Origin of the sequence: Paenibacillus sp. FSL H7-0918 (assembly GCF_038007025.1) — a bacterium.
Taxonomy (GTDB): domain Bacteria; phylum Bacillota; class Bacilli; order Paenibacillales; family Paenibacillaceae; genus Paenibacillus_AQ; species Paenibacillus_AQ odorifer.
The window spans coordinates 75,056-95,884 of record NZ_JBBOWJ010000006.1 but is presented as its reverse complement, the minus strand read 5'-3'; the positions used below and the strand labels follow the sequence as shown (position 1 = coordinate 95,884).

The 20,829-nt window shown below is 44.9% G+C and carries 17 protein-coding genes; 7 read left to right on the top strand and 10 right to left on the bottom strand.

Annotation, left to right across the window (positions count from 1 at the left end):
- Positions 1-164 precede the first annotated feature (164 nt).
- Positions 165-2,432: an alpha/beta hydrolase family protein gene (locus MHI15_RS29190; protein WP_340393253.1), complete on the top strand. Its 2,268-nt coding sequence runs from the start codon at positions 165-167 to the stop codon at positions 2,430-2,432.
- Positions 2,433-2,561: 129 nt separating this feature from the next.
- Here MHI15_RS29190 and MHI15_RS29185 read toward each other — a convergent pair whose 3' ends face one another.
- Positions 2,562-3,611, bottom strand: a complete 1,050-nt coding sequence (locus MHI15_RS29185) for a lactonase family protein (protein WP_076304330.1) — start codon at positions 3,609-3,611, stop codon at positions 2,562-2,564.
- A 250-nt stretch (positions 3,612-3,861) separates the two neighbouring features.
- Here MHI15_RS29185 and MHI15_RS29180 point away from each other — a divergent pair, with 250 nt between their 5' ends.
- The 3 genes from MHI15_RS29180 to MHI15_RS29170 all read left to right on the top strand — a co-directional run bounded on the left by MHI15_RS29180 (position 3,862) and on the right by MHI15_RS29170 (position 6,193).
- Positions 3,862-4,122, top strand: coding sequence for a GlsB/YeaQ/YmgE family stress response membrane protein (locus tag MHI15_RS29180; protein WP_036682650.1), 261 nt, complete (start codon positions 3,862-3,864; stop codon positions 4,120-4,122).
- Between the two features lie 207 nt (positions 4,123-4,329).
- Positions 4,330-4,830 carry a CcdC family protein gene (locus MHI15_RS29175; protein ID WP_036682651.1) on the top strand — a complete coding sequence of 167 codons (501 nt, stop codon included), beginning with the start codon at positions 4,330-4,332 and terminating at the stop codon, positions 4,828-4,830.
- 400 nt (positions 4,831-5,230) lie between these two features.
- Entirely contained in the window at positions 5,231-6,193 is a 963-nt protein-coding gene (locus tag MHI15_RS29170; protein ID WP_076124580.1) for an L-lactate dehydrogenase, read from the top strand.
- Positions 6,194-6,291: 98 nt separating this feature from the next.
- On the opposite strand, the gene MHI15_RS29165 is transcribed toward MHI15_RS29170, so the two are convergent.
- Positions 6,292-8,334: a methyl-accepting chemotaxis protein gene (locus MHI15_RS29165; protein WP_254848740.1), complete on the bottom strand. Its 2,043-nt coding sequence runs from the start codon at positions 8,332-8,334 to the stop codon at positions 6,292-6,294.
- A 180-nt stretch (positions 8,335-8,514) separates the two neighbouring features.
- On the bottom strand, positions 8,515-10,758 hold the full coding sequence (locus MHI15_RS29160) for a heavy metal translocating P-type ATPase (RefSeq protein WP_076192751.1): 2,244 nt from the start codon (positions 10,756-10,758) through the stop codon (positions 8,515-8,517).
- A gap of 264 nt (positions 10,759-11,022) precedes the next feature.
- Here MHI15_RS29160 and MHI15_RS29155 point away from each other — a divergent pair, with 264 nt between their 5' ends.
- Positions 11,023-11,784, top strand: coding sequence for a CPBP family intramembrane glutamic endopeptidase (locus MHI15_RS29155; RefSeq protein ID WP_076124584.1), 762 nt, complete (start codon positions 11,023-11,025; stop codon positions 11,782-11,784).
- A gap of 453 nt (positions 11,785-12,237) precedes the next feature.
- Here the strand turns inward: MHI15_RS29155 and MHI15_RS29150 are convergent, their stop codons facing one another.
- The 7 genes from MHI15_RS29150 to MHI15_RS29120 all read right to left on the bottom strand — a co-directional run bounded on the left by MHI15_RS29150 (position 12,238) and on the right by MHI15_RS29120 (position 17,772).
- Complete coding sequence (locus MHI15_RS29150; protein WP_036682656.1) at positions 12,238-12,603, bottom strand: ArsR/SmtB family transcription factor; 366 nt, start codon at positions 12,601-12,603, stop codon at positions 12,238-12,240.
- A gap of 100 nt (positions 12,604-12,703) precedes the next feature.
- Positions 12,704-13,438 carry an ABC transporter permease gene (locus MHI15_RS29145; protein WP_076124586.1) on the bottom strand — a complete coding sequence of 245 codons (735 nt, stop codon included), beginning with the start codon at positions 13,436-13,438 and terminating at the stop codon, positions 12,704-12,706.
- A gap of 1 nt (position 13,439) precedes the next feature.
- On the bottom strand, positions 13,440-14,156 hold the full coding sequence (locus MHI15_RS29140) for an ABC transporter permease (protein ID WP_076124588.1): 717 nt from the start codon (positions 14,154-14,156) through the stop codon (positions 13,440-13,442).
- Entirely contained in the window at positions 14,153-15,064 is a 912-nt protein-coding gene (locus MHI15_RS29135) for an ABC transporter ATP-binding protein (RefSeq protein WP_038568451.1), read from the bottom strand. The genes MHI15_RS29140 and MHI15_RS29135 overlap by 4 nt, the downstream gene beginning before the upstream one ends.
- A gap of 70 nt (positions 15,065-15,134) precedes the next feature.
- A complete protein-coding gene (locus tag MHI15_RS29130) occupies positions 15,135-16,562 on the bottom strand; it encodes a HAMP domain-containing sensor histidine kinase (protein WP_076142063.1) in 1,428 nt (475 codons plus the stop codon).
- Positions 16,559-17,233 (bottom strand): response regulator transcription factor, encoded by a 675-nt coding sequence (locus MHI15_RS29125; protein WP_038568445.1) that lies wholly within the window; start codon positions 17,231-17,233, stop codon positions 16,559-16,561. The genes MHI15_RS29130 and MHI15_RS29125 overlap by 4 nt, the downstream gene beginning before the upstream one ends.
- 119 nt (positions 17,234-17,352) lie before the next feature.
- Positions 17,353-17,772 carry a pyridoxamine 5'-phosphate oxidase family protein gene (locus MHI15_RS29120; RefSeq protein WP_036682665.1) on the bottom strand — a complete coding sequence of 140 codons (420 nt, stop codon included), beginning with the start codon at positions 17,770-17,772 and terminating at the stop codon, positions 17,353-17,355.
- Positions 17,773-17,932: 160 nt separating this feature from the next.
- On the opposite strand from MHI15_RS29120, the gene MHI15_RS29115 reads away from it, so the two are divergent.
- Together MHI15_RS29115 and MHI15_RS29110 are read left to right on the top strand one after the other, a co-directional pair.
- Positions 17,933-19,153: an MFS transporter gene (locus MHI15_RS29115; RefSeq protein ID WP_076192749.1), complete on the top strand. Its 1,221-nt coding sequence runs from the start codon at positions 17,933-17,935 to the stop codon at positions 19,151-19,153.
- A 72-nt stretch (positions 19,154-19,225) separates the two neighbouring features.
- Positions 19,226-20,677, top strand: coding sequence for a hypothetical protein (locus tag MHI15_RS29110; protein WP_076124594.1), 1,452 nt, complete (start codon positions 19,226-19,228; stop codon positions 20,675-20,677).
- Positions 20,678-20,829 lie beyond the last annotated feature (152 nt).

The window sequence follows — 20,829 nt, the reverse complement described above, 5'->3', positions numbered from 1 at the left end:
CCTTTTTTTCCAGCCTATGTCAAAGAAAACTCCCACACACCACACCATACAAGCTATGGGGTCGGTTCCTGTAAGATCCACTTGTTATTGATGCTATAAAGTAATATTATTGCTACAGCTTATGGGTTAAGAGAAATTACCGCTTTATGTCAGGGGAGAGAGTCATGGGTATGGATTTAGAGTACGTCCCTGTGCCGTTGAAACCGCGGCTCCACAGACGTATGGCTCAAGAAATTGGACGAAGAATTAGGGGAACCTACCGTTACGATACAGCAGTTTGGAGAACAGCAATAGCCGGTCTGTGGATAATATGCTTTTTAGCCTTTAGTACTGCCGTGTTAGGCATTCCTACTGGATTAGGTAAACCTACCGATATCGCTCTTGCTGCAGGTGCAGGCACTGTCCTGCTGGCGATTTCTGGCAATATCTTGGCTGTTCTGCTAGCGTTGACCGGACTGCGTATCCCAAGATTATTCGCAGGCTGTGTATTGAGTGATTTTGGAGCTATTCTACTAATCTTATATTATGCGGATTTTGAGATTGAGGCTGCGGTTGTCATTGCGGTCGTGCTTGCACTGCTAGGAGCACTAGGCGGATTAGCCATTGGCCTGCTCCGCAGCAAAAGAATAACATTAGGACTTCTGCTAACAGTGGCAGTGACTTTTTCCCCACTTGCGCTGGCAAGCGGAGTGCAAGAACTGCCTATTTCAGAGTCGGTCGACATCAACGATACGGAAGTTGTTCCACTTACAGCCTCCGATCCTGGAAAACCAGGTAATCTAGCTTATCAGACCTTCACCTATGCCAGTGGTACCGATCTACATCGTGCCGAATACGGTAAGGATACAAGCTTGATATCCTCTACGGCCGATGCTTCTGCTTATATTAAGGATTGGTCAAAGCTGCGCACTTTATTCTGGGGTTTCGATTATAAGGCACTTCCCTTGAATGGTCGCGTATGGATGCCAGAAGGTGAAGGTCCTTATCCAGTAGTACTGATGGTGCACGGCAACCATATGATGGAAGATTACTCTGATGGCGGGTACGCTTATCTCGGCGAACTATTGGCAAGCCGGGGATTTATCGCGATCTCGCTCGATGAGAATTTCCTGAATTATTCTGCTTGGTCCGGTATTCCGGACAATGATTTTAAAGTACGGACTTGGATCCTACTGAAACATTTAGAGCAGCTAGCAGATTTTTCAGATGATCCGGGCAGTCCTTTTTATCAGAAAATAGATTTCACAAAAACCGCCCTGCTCGGCCATAGCCGCGGAGGACAAGCCGTAGCTATGGCCGCGGATGCCACTCGTTGGTTCAAGGATGATCCGGTGATGGCGGCAGTTAATCGCTTTAATATAACCTCTGTAATCGCGCTTGCACCAACGGACAAAACGATAGATGACCAGCAAGCCCGTCTCAAAGACATCAATTATTTGACCCTGCAGGGAGCCCGCGATGGAGATGTACATGATTTCTATGGTGATCGGCAGTATATACGTACCTCCTATTCCCAAGGATCATCTGCTTTCAAAAGCTCGCTGTATATTGCGGACGCCAATCACAGTCAATTCAACAGCGATTGGGGCGGGTATGATCAGACCTTGCCAGCTGGACTCTTCTTAAATCGGGCACAAATCATGGATGCAGACAAACAACGGCAAATCGCTAAGGTCTATGTATCAGCTTTCTTGGAGACCACCTTGCATAAAAAGGAGGAATACCAAAGCTTGTTCCGGGATTATCGCAGCGGGCTGAAGTGGTTACCAGATACCGCCTACTACAATCAATTCCAAAGCGGGGGATATCGTCCTGTAGCCACATTCGACGATGACCGTAACAAAAACACAGTAGAACTGGGAACAGCAGAAGCATCGGGTGTTTCTTGGTCAGAAGAGCTGGCTAAAGACCGGGAGTCAAAAAGCAAAGCCACCTATGGTGTTGTCCTTGAACGCACAGCCAGCAAAAACGAAGAAGCTTATTACAACATTAAGCTTAACGACAGTGTCCGTACTGAAACTGCTCTTTTAGGGGCAGATGGCCTTACGTTCTCTATGGCAAATCTGAATGGTGACATTAGTGAAGAAATGGATGTTCCACTACCTCCAAAGGTTGAGGTGGAGTTAACTGACCATAATGATACCTCAGCCCGCTTGACGCTGGATGAAGTAATGGACATACTGCCGCTTCCACAAACTCAGTTCACGTTATTCCCATGGCTTGAAGAGCGGATAAACGATGGCAAATACGGTGACCTTTCCGAAGCTGTATTTCAAACCTACGAGATGCCGTTCGAACAATTTCAAGAGGAAGAACCAGAGCTGGATCCTGACAACCTGACGGAAATCACCTTCTATCTTGATGAAGAAGGCGACCGGATCATGCTGGATGACATCGGTTTTTACGATTTAGGTATCCGAAATACATTTTAAAAAATCACTTGCTATTATCCTTAGGTCTTCATTTGCAAAATAGGGCTATTCCCAACCTCCACTCACGAAAAAATGAATGGATACGGGAATAGCCCTTATTTTTACGACATACAATAACCTAGTCTCAGCCTACAACGCTTGCACACAAACAGGTGACTTCATTTCCAATTCATTTCCTGTAGGGATTAATCTGCCACTCTCACTATCGATGGAGAACGAGGTAATATTATCACTATTCTGATTAGCAGCAAGCAGCTTATCCCCAATAATTGCAAAGTTACGCGGAGTACGCCCGCCGGTACCCTGCCAATCCACTGCTTCAAGCAGACCCGTTAATTCATCGATATGGAACAGGGCGATACTGTCTTGTCCCCGATTGGAGACATACAGGAATCTGCCACAAGGGGAGACATGAATATCGGAAGCTGTATCGTCACTACCGGCAGTATAATTATCAGGAAGCGTGCTAAGATGCTGTAAAACATTTAGATTTGCATCCTGTTCATCATTAGCAAATGCCGTTACTGTACAATTCAGTTCATTCGCCAGGTAGATCCATTGTCCAGAGGGATGCACCGCCAGATGACGTGGACCTGAACCAGGTGGCAGATTAAGCTCACGATGTTTTACCAGTTTGCCCTCTTCAGGGCGATAGATCACAATTTGATCCAGTCCCAAATCGCACACCAGCACATGTCTACCACTTGCGTCCGGAATGACAGAGTGCGGATGCGGAGCCTCCTGACGGTCTTCACGAATGCCTGAACCCACATGTTTTACTTGGTCGGACATCTCTTGAAGCGAACCATCTTCATTTACAGGAAAAGCATTAACATTGCCTCCCGAGTAATTGGAGACGAATATGTAATCTTCCTTAGGACTAATGGAGACATAACAAGGAGCGCCACCTTCCGTAGGACGACTTCCAAGTGATTTCAACGCTTTAGTTGCAGGATCAATTGCATATGCGTAAACCTCACCTTGATCCTTCTCACTAACTGCATACAACACGCTGCCTGCTTTATTCACAGCTAAAAACGATGGATTTTCAATTCCCTCGGTACCCTCAAGAATTCTCATTTCCCCCGACAAAAGACTAAGCGCACATAACTGAATCGCCTTCTCGTTCTCAGAGTTATACGTTCCTACATAAAACAATGCCTCATTAGCCCGTTCCATAATAGTGGCTCCTTTATCTTTTATGTATTGTATTACTTCTTACTTACCCTTTACTAATAGGGGTTTACTCATAATTTTATAATATTTTTTCACTATAGCATGTTTATAGTTGTAATACATTATCGAAACTGCATTTAGAGCCTACTTCCTAACCATTCCGGAAGAAGTAAGTTTTTCCATGTGGTTTAAAGATGGTCACAAAGGTTAATAGTAGACATCGCAAACAACAAAACGAAGGAGTTGAAGTAACATGAGTTTTCTATGGATGTTAATCGTTGGTGGGGTTATTGGTTGGTTGGCTGGTCTGATTATGGGCAGAGATATTCCTGGTGGTGTTATCGGTAATATCATCGCTGGTATTATCGGTTCATGGCTGGGTGGCGTGCTTCTGGGAAGCTGGGGACCTAAAGTAAGTGATTTCTACTTCTTCCCTTCTTTGATCGGTGCCGTTGTGCTGATCTTTATCGTGAGCCTTATTCTTCGCTCGACAAGTGGACGCAGCCGTTCGTAAGTCTGGGCTGAGATAATAATATTCACATCAATAAATCCTCGTCAGAGTATGCTCTGGCGGGGATTTTTGTATGTATCGTTCCTTTAAGAAAAAATTCCTCTGCTGGAATTGTTGCGGGGATGGAGCCAATACACTTCAATGTTTTGCCATCGTTTTTCTGTTATAATGAAGATACAAGTGACTGAAATCATAGAGAGGTCGTGTATCATGGGTAACATAAACCCCTCGCTTCTACATATTGGCTCCACATTAGGGGCTTTGTTCATGGCGCTGATGGTTATTTTCATTCGTCTAAAAGCAAGCGCACGTCCGGTTACTATTCGAAAAATATGGATTCCACCTCTCGGTATGTCGACGGGTTTTGCCATGTTTGTGGCACCTGCGGTCAGATTCCCATTATGGTGGGCGGCAGTCGCCTTTTTGATTGGCTGGTTCATCTTCGCGTATCCTCTTATACGCAGCACCCACTTTGAACAACGTGATGGACAAATTTACGCTCAACGCTCCAAGAGCTTTGCGTTTATCCTGCTCGGACTTCTTCTAGTCCGCACTTTACTCCATGAATTTATTAACCGTTATGTGTCTATTCCACAGTCCGGTGGTTTGTTCTTTATTTTAGCCTTCGGCATGATTGTTCATTGGAGATTTTTTATGTTCAAGCGTTATAAGGCTATGACCTCCTCGGGAAGTCTGCTGCCGCAGCCATGATTATCAATAATAATCCTAAGAAGCCATCTCAGGGTTCTTACCCGATATCCTTGAGATGACTTCTTACCTCTTGTAACTCAAGCTTATGTTCTCCTCTGCTTTTTTCTACTTTCCACCCTTTTCTGACATCAATTAGCCATCCTCTTATTACATCCTCTTTAAGCACTTTACATACACTATAGGGATAGATCTCCTGAAATAACTAACTCATCATGTCACCTATTCAGCATTAAACAGAAAAAATATAATCTTTGCAAGTCCGATGTCAGGTAACTTGCGAAGGGATACGTTAAACTATAAGCATACCTAACGATAAGCTTCCAAAAGACCTTAATGCTGAAATAAATATCATTTGGAAGCCTATACTGCGTATAACTTTTAGAGAGTGAGGACAAGGCAATTGAAAAGTAAATCGAGAAAAGTAGCCATCGTCGGGGCCGGAATGGTGGGTTCAAGCTGTGCTTACTCCATGGTTAATCAGGCCATTTGCGACGAAATTATGATGATCGACCGCACCTATGATCGGGCTATGGCACAAGCACTTGATCTCTCGCACTGTATGGATTTCACAAGCACACGCACAAAGGTGTATGCCGGAACCTATAGCGATTGTGCAAAAATGGATGTCGTTATCTTAACCGCTGGTGCTAATCCAACAGCCGGGCAGACCCGACTTGACGTATTGGAAGCCTCTGCGGTTATTACTCGAGAAATCATTACCAACATCATGGCTGGGGGATTTGATGGAATATTCGTAGTCGCCGCTAATCCGGTCGATATTGTCACTTATATGGTCTGGAAAATATCAGGTCTGCCTCGCCACAGAATTATTGGTACCGGGACCTCCATTGACTCGTCGCGCCTAAAAACCCTGCTCTCCGATGTGTTCTCCATTGACCCGCGCAGTGTTAATGGCTACGCCTTAGGTGAACATGGCGAATCCCAATTTGTAGCTTGGTCCCATGTAACAATTGGCGGCAAGCCTATTCTGCAAATTTTAGATCAGCATCGCGAGCGGTTCCCGCATTTGGATCTGGAGGATATCTCCCGCAAGACAAAAGATGCCGGCTGGGAAATTTTCACCCGTAAAGGCTCCACACATTTCGGGATTGGCAGCGCACTTGCCTACATTACCCGTTCGATCCTGAATGATGAGCACAAAATTATCGCCGTATCGGCCATTCTGGATGGAGAGTACGGACATAGCGGTGTATGCACGGGCGTGCCCGCCATCATAGGCAACACTGGGATTCAAGAGCTGCTGGAGCTTAATTTAAATACAGAGGAAACCCAGAAATTGAACCACTCCTGCAACATTGTACGTGCAGGCATCGAGAGCCTACAGCTGGAAGACAGCGTTTAATTCGTAAAAAAATCGCTACTTTGGGAATGGGTGAGATCACCCGCCAGCTCCCAGAGAGCGATTTTTGTATTATTAGGAGATGAATCTCAGTTTATCTCCTACTTTTTAAACTTTTCGATTTCTTCTTTCAGCACAGACATCACTTCATTAAGTGATTCCGCGGAGGACACGACATCCTTCATAATCTCTGTCTGCTCCGCTGAAGCTAAGGAGACCGCCTGAGCATTCTCAGCAGATTCTTTAGCTATTCCGAGCATATCGGATATAGAAGCCGTTATTTCTTCCGTGCCGGCTGACATCTCTTCATTAATTGCTGACACATCCTGTATTTGCGACGATACTTCACGGATCGAAGAACGGATATGATCAAAGGAAACACCGACGTTTTGCATTTTCCCCATTCCATCGCCAATTTCCTCAATACTCTTCTTCATGGAATCCGCTGCACTTGTTGTTGAAGACTGAATGCCGCCGATTAGCTCCACTATACTAATGATGGAGCTGTTCGTCCGCTCTGCTAACTTTTTCACCTCATTCGCAACTACACCGAAGCCACGACCATGTTCTCCAGCTCTGGCAGCCTCAATAGAAGCATTCAAAGATAATAAGCTTGTCTGATTGGATATCTCAGAAATTACATCCACAATTTGTCCGATTTGTTCCGATTGCTCACTTAATTTCCCAATCATCTCGGCAGTCTGATTAGCTGTGGAACTGATAACAGCCATCTGTTGCAGTGTAGATTGAATTTCCAAATAACCACTCTCTACTTCTGAGTTGACTGTCTCAGCCTGATCTGATACCGCTGCAGAGGACTCAGCAATACGTTGCAAACCTACGGCCATCTCTTCCGTTGCTCTTGCGGATTGCTCGGACCCTCTAAATTGCTCTTCCATTCCTTGAGCTACTTCTTGGATAACTGTGGCAACCTCTGCTGAAGTATAGGACGAACGTTGAGCCGATTTCAGCATTCCTTCTGAGGAATAAGTAACCTCCACTACTGTTGTATCAATCTTGTTGACAATACCGGAGAGTGTCTCAATCATATCATTGATATTTTGACTCATCTCGCCGATCTCATCTCCGGACTGCACTTTAACCCTCTCATTCAGATGACCCTCTGCCACCTTTTTCATAGTCGAGGAAATAGCTTTAATGGGTCTAACGATAAGACGAGTAAGGTACAGTGAAACAAAAATTATGACAAGTATAACTGCCAGTAAGATGAACATTGCTGTTCTTTGTGCAGAGGTCACTTTAGCAAAAACCTCTTTCTCCGGCACTGTTACAAGAAGCTTCAGATCAGTATCTGGAATTGTCTTAAAGTATGTAATGACTTTCTTACCATCTTCGCCCTTATAAGTTTCGGACCCCTCTTTGTTGCTCAAAATCTTGTCAACGACCTTCTGAAGAGCCGGCTCTTTAGCGTAATCGGTAATTTTTTTGCCCATACGACTGACGTCTGGATAAGTATAATACATGCCATCATTTGAGATTACATATCCAAATCCGGTATCCGCCATAGTAATTTCATTACTCATTTGGGCAAGAACTTCAGGAGTAATTGAGAAGACAATACCTCCCATAAATTGCTTATCCTTATCCATGACAGGAACTACGATTGGAATGATATATTTATCAAGCTGCTCCAGATAGGACATTTCCCCCAACACAGGCGCATGTGTTTCTTTCGCTTTCAAGAAATAGCTCGCATCTGCTACATTTGCGGTCATGTTCATCATATTGGTTAACTGGCCGTCTTTACTAATGACACTGTAACCTTCTGTCTCACTGTCACTTTCCTCCAGCACTTCTATCACAGGGAAGATACTTGCCGGATTTGTAAAATCGAACTCAGGATGCTGGGACACCAGATCCTTTACGGACGAGGTTTTGTTGGATAGCCACTCATCCATCCGGAATGTGTTCGTATTAATGGTGTCCTGCGCCATTTGCTCACTGTCTGTGCGTGTGACATTGCCGAAATAATCAAGTAAAAATATGGTCGCCACCATGAGCGGCACGATTGCAATAGCTAATATAACAGATGACCACTTAAGTTGAATTGACGTCGCTTTTCTCTTCGTTACATTTTTTCTCATTTTTTTCATCTTGTTTCCTTTCATTTCATTTTCATTCACGATGAAATAGCCTCCTCACTCCATTTGTTATAATATCTCCTGATGTGGATATATCTTCTATATCGGCAAAAATAGACAAATTCTTTGCTGGAGAATAAAAAAAATAAGCCCTAAGACCCCTAAAACCGGAATCCTAAAGCTTACTTTTGTTGAAATCATTTATTTAAACACCAAAGATTCTTAACCCTCGTCTTGCACTTTTAAAGCTCGGATACTGTTCAGTACGGCAAGTACGGTTACCCCTACATCTGAGAATACTGCCTCCCACATCGTGGCAATCCCAAATGCACCGAGCAGAAGGAATATAGCTTTTACACCTAAAGCAAAAATAATATTTTGCCATACGATGGCTCGAGTACGCTTGGCAATTCCGATAGCTACAGCAATCTTCGAAGGCTCATCGGTCATAATTACAATATCTGCTGCTTCAATGGCAGCGTCGGAACCAAGTCCTCCCATAGCGATGCCGACATCGGCTCTAGCCAGTACAGGAGTATCATTAATTCCGTCTCCGACAAAAATAATCTTCTCGCGTGGAGACTTATCACGATCCAGCTTCTCGATGGCCTCTACCTTATGCTGTGGTAAAAGCTCTGCGTGTACCTCATCTACCCCTAACTGCTTCCCTACATCTTCAGCTACGGCGGAAGCATCACCTGTCAGCATCACCGTCTTGCGTATACCCAGCTTTTTGAGGCGCTGAATGGCCTGCAGTGAGTCCTCCTTCACTTCATCAGCGATCACCAGATAACCTTCATATTGATGATCTACTGCAATGTGAACAACGGTACCGCTCTGCTCTGGGACCTCATAAGCAATTCCCTCACGCTCCATCAGACGTGCGTTACCTGCAAATACGGTCTTGCCTTCGATAGTTACTTCGATACCATGACCAGAGATTTCATTGTAATTGGAGATAGCTTCCTTAGAAATCTGTTCACCATAAGCCGTCCGAATCGACTCAGCGATCGGGTGATTGGAATGGCTCTCCGCATAAGCGGCTGTCCGCAGTAATTCATCCTTAGATTTGCCACCCGACGGATAAATCCCCGTAACCTTAAACTGTCCCTTGGTCAACGTTCCTGTTTTATCAAAGACAACTACCTTCACATCATTTAGGGCTTCCAGGTAGTTGCTTCCCTTAATCAGAATACCGCTGCGTGAAGCTGCACCAATCCCTCCGAAGAATCCCAGTGGAATCGAGACCACAAGCGCACAAGGACAAGAGATTACGAGGAATACAAGTGCACGGTAAATCCAATCCGAAAAAGTCGCACCACTGATCAGCAGTGGAGGAACGATGGCCAGCAGAACTGCTGTGATCACTACTACAGGCGTGTAGGCACGTGCAAATTTAGTAATAAAGTTCTCGGTTTTAGCTTTGTTGCTTGATGCATTCTGCACTAGCTCCAGTATTTTGGATACGGCCGATTCTCCAAAGGTCTGAGTAACTTGCACAGTAATTACGCCGTTCCGGTTAATAAAACCACTTAACACCGCACTTCCTGGACCAGCTGATCGTGGTACCGACTCTCCAGTAAGTGCAGATGTGTCCATCATGGCGTTACCTTCAAGTATTGTTCCGTCAAGGGGTACCTTCTCACCGGGTTTAACAACAATCAAATCTCCGATGGCTACTTCCTCAGGTGAGACCTTCTTCAGATCATTTCCAAGCTTGAGATAGGCAAACTCGGGGCGAATATCCATAAGTGCCGTAATAGATCGGCGTGAACGATTCACAGCCAGACCTTGGAACAGTTCTCCAATCTGGTAAAACAGCATTACTGCCACGCCCTCTGGATACTCACCAATCGCAAATGCACCGATAGTTGCCAGAGCCATCAGAAAATTCTCATCAAACACCTGGCCACGGATGATGTTCTTAACCGCCTGCCAGACAACTTCACCACCCACGATAAGATAGGCTGCCAAAAAGATCAGCAATTCAACTACTCCATTCACGGGCAGGAATATCCCAGCTAGAGCCAGAATTCCACCAGCGCCTAACCGCAGCAATATTTTGCGTGTATCACCTTCCCCGTGCTCGTGAGTATGACCATGACCTTCAGCATCCTCATGACCATGATGATGTCCAGCAGCTTGATGGCCGTGCTCATGACCATGCTCGTGATCATGCGTATGTTCATGAGCGCCACTATTGCGCGCCTTGTGATTGCCCCCAACCTTCTCTTTCACATTTACGTGGGGCTCAAGTGCCTTCACCGTCTTCTTCGCTTCTACAATCGCTGACTCCTCATACCCTGCGGCAGTTTCCAACGTCATTGTTTTTGTTACAAAATTAACGGAACAAGACGATACACCTTCAATCTTCTTCACCTTATCTTCAATTTTCATCGCGCAATTGGCGCAATCCAAGCCTTCTAATTCCCACTGACGTTTTAATTTTCCTTGCATTGTATCCATACGGCACATCTCCTCAAATAAAAACCATATATGAGCACTTGTTCATATGTTATCTTAGCCCTATTATATTCCCTTTATATTTCAAGGTCAATACGCGATATACACCATTTTTCTACATTATCTTAAAAATTAAATCAATTGACCTTTACGTGAAAATATGTAAAATCATGTATGACCCAAAGTAAGTTTCTTACATACGAATGACCCCATTATCAATGAAGCTCGATGGGCAAATGATTTACACAGAAGGGATGAATTTAGAACATGTCAAAGCTAGCCAAAACGTCTTCTTTTTCACAGAAACACCCTATTTGGAGCGTAGTTATTATCGAGGTGTTATTACTTGTAGCCGTAACTGCCGCCGGGGCTTACGCAACAATTAAGGAACTTGCGTACACCGCCCCTGTACTTATCTCCTTCATCCCAATCGCGCTTGTACTCATCATCTACTTTACAGTTAAGCGCAAATGGAGCACGCTTGGCTTCCGACCTCTAAACACCATATCCTCGGGCAACTGGATCTATTATGCCCCGCTAGTAGTGGTCCTGATTACCATATCCTTTAAGGGATTTCGTGAGATCAGTGCATCTGAGGTACTGTTCTTTATCTTCTTCACCCTGCTGGTCGCTTTTGTGGAGGAAAGTATCTATCGCGGTTTGATTTTTAAGACCTTGCTTCCTAAAGGGGCTAAAACAGCAGTGATCACTTCAAGTATTCTTTTCTCTATTACCCACTTACTTAATGCATTATCCAGCACAGATATCACACAAATTCTTCTACAACTCGTATATGCGCTTCTGATCGGTTTTGCGCTAGCCTTGTTGATGCTAAAAAATAATAATATTCTTCCGCTGATATCCTTTCACTTTATACATAATTTAATTCAGTTTGTGGGCAACGATAATACGAGTGAATACATGGGAATCGATCTATTTATCCTGCTAGTGCTTGCTGTGCAATGTGTCTGGCTAGTGTTGTCCTTTAGAAAACCAAACCTAACGAAGAACCTAAATCAAGCCAGCTAATAAGCTAAATCCTTACTTCGAAATACAAGGCTTCAGTGGATTTAAACGCATTGGTTAACCCCGACGCAGCCTGGTTTAATTGGGATGCTACTTAGTTTAGTTGAGATGTTACTTAGTTAAGCTGAGATGCCACTTAGCTTCATTAGAGCAATATTTGTCGCAAACCACACAGCTAACGGACCCAATTGACACTAAAAGCAGTATTATCCCCGGTTTAGCATATTATCGGACCCCATAGGCGCTATTGGCATGAAAAAGAGCAAAATAAGACCTCTTTCTAAAGAATAACTGCACTGAGGTCCGCAACTCTGCTCAAAAAGCGATTATTGTGCAAATAACGTCAGCTGGGTCCGTAAGCTGTAGTGGATGGTTGGGACTCGTCGGCATAATAAAAAGAGGGACTCCCAAAAGCCATTCAATGGCTGCTGGGAGTCCCTCTTTTTTTGCAACTAGCTATTCGTGTCGGACATGCTCGTGGGTCTGCAAAAAGATCTGCTCCACATGCGCATCGTTCAGCGAATAGAATACCGTTTTCCCCTCTTTACGCCGCTTCACGATCCGTAGATTCCGTAAATAACGGAGCTGATGGGATATCGCAGATTGGCCCATATCAAGGATCACGGACAAATCATGTACACATAATTCTTGCTGTGACAAAGCGTAAATGAGCCGCACTCGTGTTGGATCACCCAACGCTTTGAACATTTCTGCCATTTTATCAGTAATCCCACGGTCTGGCAGGATCAATGCAATGGATTCCGGTTCAAGCTCTGAACCCTTGCATGTATTGTCGCAGTCCTCTAATGCCGTTGGCTCCATGCTCTCGCCCTCCTCCATCTTAGCTAATTATATTCTTTAATTATAAGAAAAACAGCACGGGATGTCCATTGAGGAGGAGTTTATAGCCTCTGATTGTGAATTAGACTGCTTTACGATAAAAGGAGATTAGTCCTGCGGCAAAAAAGACAATCAAGCTTCCTCCCACTATCATCATCAGTGTCTCTAAAGGCAGATTAAAGGCACCAAATCCGTCATCACCATAATGACTCATGGCCAACAACGGCTGTACCCAAGGATAATAGGGGCCGTAGGTTGAAGAATTAGCGATCAGTATATTGGGAATGGTCAGACTCACATTCAGCGCCAGCGGTGCGCCAAAACTGCTCCAGCTTTGCGAGATCGCCAGCTGCAATGCGGCGAGAGGTAGACAGGCTACAAAGCCGCCAAATACTGATTTTAGCAGTTGCGCCCAAGGGATTGGATCTGGAGCCCCTTGGAACAAGCCCATTCCCAGCACCATAACGAGGAACGTTATTTGCACAGCTGCCAGCAATCCGATGATCATCACATATTTTGAGAGATACACCGACAACCGGGTTACAGGCAGAGACAACAATAGCTTCCAACCACCGTCATGATGCTCATAACGACAGATCAGGGCCGCAAAAATGCCTGAAAGCACAGGCAGAAACAGCAAAGCATGCATCATTGACATCACACTTAACAGCAGCTCCCAAGACATCTTCTCACCTTGATTATCCGATAACAATCCGGGAACCAGTGATAAAACCGGACTTCCTATGACTAAAAGCCAAACATATGATTTAGACATTTTTAATCGCTCTGAGGACAATACTCTCCAAAATGACATCATCTTAATCCACATCCTTTCGAGCGAAATGCACTGCACCCGGCAAAAACACCAGCATTCCCAGCAGCAGACCCGCACCGCTGAACAAAAGGCGATTAGAAGAGTCCCACGCCAAATATGGCCATGTTAAAGGCACCCACTCCGAAAGGAACATGGAGAAAAATGACGTCAAAGATAATGTGATCCCCAGGGCAACTGGCAGTGTCTGATTACGATTAGCCAGAGAAAGCCACAGCTGTAGCGCGATGACCGGCAGAGCCGCAATATAGGACATAAAGCCAATCCGCACTACATCCACATAAGGAATAAGATCCGCTTTGAAGCCCAAAATAAGCCCTAAAACAACTATCCCCACTGAGAGCAACAAGCAGGAAACTGCCACTAGCAGCAGACAGAGCATTAACTTAGCCATAAACACTGAGGTACGAGAGATAGGCAGTGCCAAGAGCTGCTTCCATGAACTCATCTGATGTTCGACATTTGCAATCAACGAGCATACTAAAGTGCCTCCCAGAAAAAGAGCTGTGGGCACAAACCCGGACACATTATCCAGAAGTCCTCCCCATAAATCCGCGCTATACTGCTGACGCAGATAATCATAACGAAGGCCAAAGTTAAGGCCCTGCATGGCTACTAGACCAATCGGTCCTAGAAACACTAGAAACCAAATTCCTTTGCCGCGGATTTTAAGCCAATCCGCTGACAACGCCCGCCACATCATGATTCCCCGCCTCCCACAACCTGTAGGAAGAAGTCCTCAAGCGATTGTCTCCGCTCCTCTACACGATAGACAGCGTGCCCATTCTCTACCAAAGCCTTGACTAGCAGCGCTACTCTTGCATCGTTCATTCTTGAAAAAATCAGTTTTTGCTCTTGTAGTGTCCCTTCATACCCCCGGCCTCCAGCGAGACGTAACGCAGACTCTGGTTCCGAAACCGCAAGGCGTATCTCGCCAGCAGCCTGTTGTTGCAGATTAGCTATTGTATCTTGGTATACCATTTGCCCTTGGCGAATAATACCCACGGTATCTGCCATTTGTTCAATTTCACTAAGCAGGTGACTGGATACTACAACCGTAATTCCTTGCTCCTGTGGCAAACGTTTGATAAGCCCACGAATTTCCTGAATCCCTGACGGGTCGAGTCCGTTCGTTGGCTCGTCCAGAATAAGCAGCTCTGGATTCCCTAGCAAGGCAGCTGCGATACCGAGTCTCTGCTTCATCCCGAGGGAGAACCCTTTGACCGGACGTCTCTCTTCCCCGGTTAGAGAAACAATATCTAGCACCTCAGCGATTCGTGACTTCGGAACATCCAGAATGCGGCGGATCGCTTCGAGATTGTCCACAGCACTCAGATGCCCATAATACGAGGGGGATTCGACAAGCGACCCTACCTTCCGTAAAATTTGCAGCTTATTCTTCCGAAGATCCTGGCCGAACACTTCAATTTTTCCAGATGTCGGTGTAATTAGGCCAAGCAGCATACGGATTGTTGTAGTTTTCCCAGCTCCGTTTGGGCCCAGAAAACCATAAATCTCTCCCTTACGGATATTTAAATTCAAATTTTCTACCGCAGCCCGGCCACGATATTTTTTCAATAAATCCTTAGTTTTAATCACTGTTTCTTCCATGTTCTTCACCTCGGTATACAGCATAACGTCCCAAGGTTAAGAACAAGGAAGTGCCAAGTTTAAGTTTTGTTTAAATTTCACGACGCGGATCAAAGATTACAATAGAAGTGCCTTTGCCTGTGCTCTCCACAACCCATTCCAGCTCCATATGCTTCATCAAAAGATCGACGATAGACAATCCCAAACCTGCCCCCTTGTAATCGGATGGACTCTGAATGCCTCGACCATGATCCGCAATAATTATGGCACGTTGTTCATTACGTTGCTCCGTTGAGATCCCGACATAATGCCCGCTGCTGGCATGTCGTACAATGTTTTGATACAAATTATCGAGAATACGGCGGAACCAGACCTCATCCACCCTCCAGAATAGCGGTTCGGCTTCCAGGTTAATATCAATATCGAAGCCCTCTTTTTCCCATACGGGGTACCAAGCAGCCGCACTTTCCCGTAACAAGCGTAAAACATCTTTACGTTCCAGCTTTAAGGTTACCCGTCCACTATTGAGCAGATTGTAAGATAAAAGATTCTCGATCAGGACGCTAAGATCCGCAATACGCTCATCCATAAGCTGTAAGGACTGCTTACCTTTTGAGGTCAGATCCTCTTTGGTCATAACATGGATATGGCTGCGAATGACGGTTAGGGGTGTGCGTAAATCGTGAGATAAATTCGAGACTAGACGCTTACGCAACTCTTCCTCTTCTATTTCCCTGCGTCGGCTTTCATCCAGTTTAGTTACCATCGTATTAAAAGCTTCCTCCAAGCGACCGATCTCGTCCAGTTTTCCTGTCACTATAGACTTAGGCATTCTATCCGGGCCTGTGATCGTCATCGCGGTTTGCAGTTGCAGCAGCCGTTTGCGAATTTTTCTAAAGAACATCCATGAAACCAGAGCGAACCCTCCAAAAAGGGTAAATAACACAAAGTTATACCAAGCCCAAGCCCCTAATCCCCCATAAGCCCCTTTGTTCAGCAGCTTGCTTGGAATTTGCATCACCATAAATCCCTTGTCTGCCTCCACTTTGTCCCCCACGAAAGCAACGATGGCTAAAGGATCACGATTCGTACTTTCTTTCATAAATGAAATAGCCTCAGCCGCAGTCCACTGATCAGGAACTTCAGGGTAAATCTTATCCTTATCCCCTTCTTCAGGCGTGAGAATCAACTGGGTTTTTCCCTGCCCGTCTACCCAAAACATAGTAGCCTCAGTGTATTTTCGACTCAATTCATGCAGCCGCTGATTTATGGCTTCCGAAGAAGCATTTTCTAAGTGAAGTGCCTCTTTATGCCACATAGTCTCCAGCGGTGCAATATTCGAATACAGGGATGTATCTACAGGCGGGGCACCTTTGGTCACTTCGTTAAGAATATTGTAGCCAACAAAAGACAACGGAAGGACCACAGGGATAAATAGCAGTGCAGATACGATAATTAGCAAATACCCTGATAACAAAGAGGAATTACGTTTCTTGCGAATGCGCTCTAATCCTCTCATGCTCTTACCCGGTAGCCGATCCCACGGACAGTTTCGATAATTTCCGGATTACCCGGATCAAGCTCCAGCTTTTCACGCAAATAACGAATATGTACCATCAGAGTTTTATCTCCTTCGATATAAGCCTCACCCCACACGGCCTCGTAGATCTGCTCCTTCGTCATAATTTGGTTAAGATGACGCAGCAAATAGGAAAAAATCTGAAATTGCTTACCTGTAAGCATGATTTCTTCCTGAGTCTGAGCATTCATCACGCGGTTATCCCCTTCATATACGACTAGATGTTTAAGTGTGAGTGAATCCTGAACCGATGCCCCATTCCTTCGGAGCAGCACCTCGATTCGAGCGGCCAATTCATCCGGATGAAAAGGCTTGGTCAAATAATCATCTGCGAACTCCAAACCTTGCAGCTTATCATCAATCGAGGTCCGGGCGGAGAGCATCAAAATGGGCAGCTTAGGGTAAGAACGTTTCAAACGTTGCCCGATCGTAAACCCGTCCAGACCTGGTAGCATAACATCGAGAATAGCCAGTTGGCAGGCGCCGGCTTCTTCCATCGCTCCTTCGCCGCTCCGTAACCAGCGGACACTATATCCTCTTTCGCTTAAATCAGCAGACACTACACTGCCAATTTCACGATCATCTTCAATATATAACAGAGTAACGCTCATGTAGCTTTAGCTCCTCCCCGATATGAATACCTAAAAAGTTGAAGTCATTATAACACATCAAACAGCCCTCCTACCCCATATGGGATAGGAGGGCTGTTTGATCAATTCAACGCTAAAGCTTACGGCTGCCATACTCCATGCTCTTTATTGCTGCCTACATACTCAATACGTGTTGGAGTAAGCTCCAGAATTACATAATTAGGATCATCAGGTCCTGTAAACCATGGCTCCAGCTCTTTATTCCATACCTTGGAGCGCAAGCCTTCATCCTTAGAGACGGTAGCAGTTGCTTCAATCTCCAGCACATCTTTGCTTCCGCCTGCCTCATAGCCAAGCAGTACAAAAGCATTCGGATTATCGGATAACTCCTCCACTTTATGAGTTTTGCGATTTGTAGCCAAATAAATCTTCAAACCCTCATGGAAAATGGCCATATAACGTACTTTCGGCTTATTTCCTTCTTCGATCGTACCAAAGGAACCGAACTTGTTGTCATCCAATGCTTTAATAATGAGTTGCTCCAGTTGTTTGTTATCCATTACGTAAATCTCTCCCTTCAAGCATGTAAACAAAAGTTTATATATCCAAGCTCACCGTTTGGATTTATCATAACAATGGTGCTTATTATAATGTACCCTTCAGGTTCACATTGAATCCGACCTTACTTCATAAACTACTTCAAGATAAGGAGCTTACTTCGTGAAAAAACTGATTTGGATCGGCTGTCTTTCCTACTTCGTTATCGGTCTGGCACATGTTGTGCTGGGATCTATTCTGCCCGTTCTACTGCAACATTATGATCAAAATTATAGTGCTGGCGGTGAATTAATCTTTAGTCAATTCGCTGGTTTTTTAGCAGGCGTGTTGGTCTCTCCCCTGCTTAATCGCCGCTTCGGAAAACGTGGAGGCATCCTCATTGCCACCAGTCTTCTACTAGTTGCAGAAATTGCCTACGCCTTTCTACCGCCTTGGGGCTGGATGTATGTTATCGCTGTTGCCGCAGGTTTTGGTTTCGGGATGATCGAAGCGGTTATCGGCACCATTATTATTGGTGCTGTAACCGAAGGAACTGCTATTGCAATGAGCCGGCTTGAAGTGCTATTCGGGATAGGCGCACTCGTGATGCCGCTTATCGCCAGTCCACTCATTGCTGCCGGAGCGTGGAGATTGGCCTTTCTAATCGTCGCTGCCTTCTCCTTAATTTCTCTTATCCTCTGGACAAGAGGGCACTTCGGTAATCTACAACGAATGCTGGATGAACGTGCCTCTGTCCAAGGAGCAGACAATTCGCAATCCTCAAGCTCACGTTCTAACAAAAAATTTCCGTATAAAGGTAAGCAATGGATTCTGTTAGGGATCTTCATCGTTTTCTTTTTTCTTTATGTAGGCACAGAGATGAGTTTAGTCAACTTTATGCCGGCTATCTTTATTGCCAAGCTAGGGATGACGGAGTCTGCCGCAGCACTGACAGTCACTTTCTTTTGGCTGGCGATGTCTACAGGAAGATTGTTTGCGGGTGTAATTGCCGAAAAAATATCTTACCGCGTGTACATTCTCAGCAGCTGTTTACTTACCTTGTTACTGCTGACACTCTTTCCGTTCACTGACAATCGAATGGCTGCTTTCATTGTAATTCTGCTGCTGGGGCTGTTTATGTCCGGTATTTTCTCCATTGCTTTAGTCTTCTCCAGCAAAATGCTGCCTGGCACCGAAGAGTCAACACCCAGCATTATGATTGCTTCCGGAGGTGTTGGCGGTGCTTTGCTACCTCTGTTTATGGGCTGGTCTATGGACCATTTAGAAGTGGCACAAACAGCCGGATTACTCGCCGCTTTTGCCGCCTTCTTGTTTCTGCTAAGCATTGCCGCATGGAGGTTCCAGTCCATGCAAGCGGTGAAAGGAAAGAGTTCCCGTATTTAGAACAGTATCAACGTTATCCTTTTAGGGTAATGTGATCTATAAGCATATTCTGAGCACAAGGATGGACGATGAATGAATGAGTCTTCAACTGAGCCTTTGTTACATACTGCGCTCATGCAGTTTATATTTCCCTTTTCTATAAAAAAGGGCGATTCTAAGCAGCTTATCCAGCAATTACAGAACGACGGCTTCACACGTTTTTTTCTGGATAATAAAGAGCTTGAAGCTGCCTATTACGGAGATGGCTACTGTGTTTCCCATGAACGAATGGAGCGCACCTATTTACCGTTTGCTGCACATGTCCTTTTTCCACGCAGGAAGGATGCCGACTCGTTTCGCCGTTTTTCCAGAGTAAATAATCTCGACTGCATTCTGGAGATTCCGCAGCAATCTATATTTTTCAAAATTCTCTCGACGGATATATTCATATGTCCTTTTCAGCTTGGATTCGTGACGATACGTGTCCAGCTGGAGGGGGATTCAATTCCCTTTAGTATTGCCCTAGAATTCGCAGATCGTTTCCGTGCGCTAGAGAATACCTTCATACAGGATGATTACACTTATATTCATTGCGGGGAACAGACCTATGAGATGGTAGAGGATTTTGTCTTCCGAAATTTGGTGGATGGACTGGAGCCATATCTGGATCAATCGGATATCAATGGGGCTTATTTCGAGACCCTTCCTTTTTTCGTAGATGAAAGAATGCAGGTGCAAGCTTTTTATGGCTTTCAGAATGAAGAAAGCTCTGATGAGATTAGTGTAAATCTGCGCTATCGTGCCTCACAGCTTGATGGAATTGATCTGAACGGAAAGCCCTATGCCAGTGCCAGCGATCCAGCATATATTGCGAACTATTGTCATGAACACTCCTATAATCGCTGGGGTCCAGACACGTATTATATGATGAATGAGCAGACCTTTTGCTGCATGACCCGCGCTGAACAGGAGATTGCTGTTAGTCTAGCCAACCAGATGTACGGGCAATATTATTACGGATTTTTACTCAATATTTTCCACAAAATCGTTCTGCTAAAGCTAGCCAATATGCACTCCCGACTTCGGATTAATCATGATTATGAGGAAATAGACAATCTAATCTACTCCATTAATAAGTTCTCGGCAAAGTTCTACTTCTTGGAGTTGATTTCCCAGTCGCAGGGCCGGGAGATATTTCTTCAGCTGCGTAAAGTATACGGAAACGATGCTTTGTTCGAGGAAGTGAAAGAAACCTTAAATGACCTGTTTCAGTATCAGGATAAGTTTCAATCCAAGCGACGGGATAATCTGCTGATGATTCTTACTGTATTTACGGTAGTAAGCGGGATTTACGGCATGAATCAGGTCATTGACGATCTGGATGGAAAGATTCAATGGAGTAAAATGATTGGTTATTCTCCCTTTGAATTTCTTGCCCTCTTCGTGATCATGAGCGGGATTCTGATCAGCGTTGTCCTCACGCTAGGGGCGCTGGTTAGTGAGCTTAAACGGCGTCACCGCAAGAAATATAAAGATCTAGACTAGCAAAAAAGAAACTACTGGATTGGAAAAATTCAGGAGTGCACTACTAGACATTCCGAGTACAGCCGTCTATAATACACCGTATGCGAGAAATATAAGATATAAAGTATGGGTACAAAACTTATGCTTACTTATATTGCACATAGAAATACCCG

Excerpts from the sequence above, each read along its gene's own strand:
- MHI15_RS29140 (WP_076124588.1), bottom strand. The coding sequence starts at position 14,156 with ATGATGTGGCGGGCGTTGTCAGCGGATTGGCTTAAAATCCGCGGCAAA.
- MHI15_RS29145 (WP_076124586.1), bottom strand. The coding sequence starts at position 13,438 with ATGATGTCATTTTGGAGAGTATTGTCCTCAGAGCGATTAAAAATGTCT.
- MHI15_RS29110 (WP_076124594.1), top strand. The coding sequence starts at position 19,226 with ATGAATGAGTCTTCAACTGAGCCTTTGTTACATACTGCGCTCATGCAG.
- MHI15_RS29135 (WP_038568451.1), bottom strand. The coding sequence starts at position 15,064 with ATGGAAGAAACAGTGATTAAAACTAAGGATTTATTGAAAAAATATCGT.
- MHI15_RS29175 (WP_036682651.1), top strand. The coding sequence starts at position 4,330 with ATGGGTAACATAAACCCCTCGCTTCTACATATTGGCTCCACATTAGGG.
- MHI15_RS29150 (WP_036682656.1), bottom strand. The coding sequence starts at position 12,603 with ATGGAGCCAACGGCATTAGAGGACTGCGACAATACATGCAAGGGTTCA.
- MHI15_RS29190 (WP_340393253.1), top strand. The coding sequence starts at position 165 with ATGGGTATGGATTTAGAGTACGTCCCTGTGCCGTTGAAACCGCGGCTC.
- MHI15_RS29130 (WP_076142063.1), bottom strand. The coding sequence starts at position 16,562 with ATGAGAGGATTAGAGCGCATTCGCAAGAAACGTAATTCCTCTTTGTTA.
- MHI15_RS29125 (WP_038568445.1), bottom strand. The coding sequence starts at position 17,233 with ATGAGCGTTACTCTGTTATATATTGAAGATGATCGTGAAATTGGCAGT.
- MHI15_RS29160 (WP_076192751.1), bottom strand. The coding sequence starts at position 10,758 with ATGGATACAATGCAAGGAAAATTAAAACGTCAGTGGGAATTAGAAGGC.
- MHI15_RS29155 (WP_076124584.1), top strand. The coding sequence starts at position 11,023 with ATGTCAAAGCTAGCCAAAACGTCTTCTTTTTCACAGAAACACCCTATT.
- MHI15_RS29185 (WP_076304330.1), bottom strand. The coding sequence starts at position 3,611 with ATGGAACGGGCTAATGAGGCATTGTTTTATGTAGGAACGTATAACTCT.
- MHI15_RS29120 (WP_036682665.1), bottom strand. The coding sequence starts at position 17,772 with ATGGATAACAAACAACTGGAGCAACTCATTATTAAAGCATTGGATGAC.
- MHI15_RS29180 (WP_036682650.1), top strand. The coding sequence starts at position 3,862 with ATGAGTTTTCTATGGATGTTAATCGTTGGTGGGGTTATTGGTTGGTTG.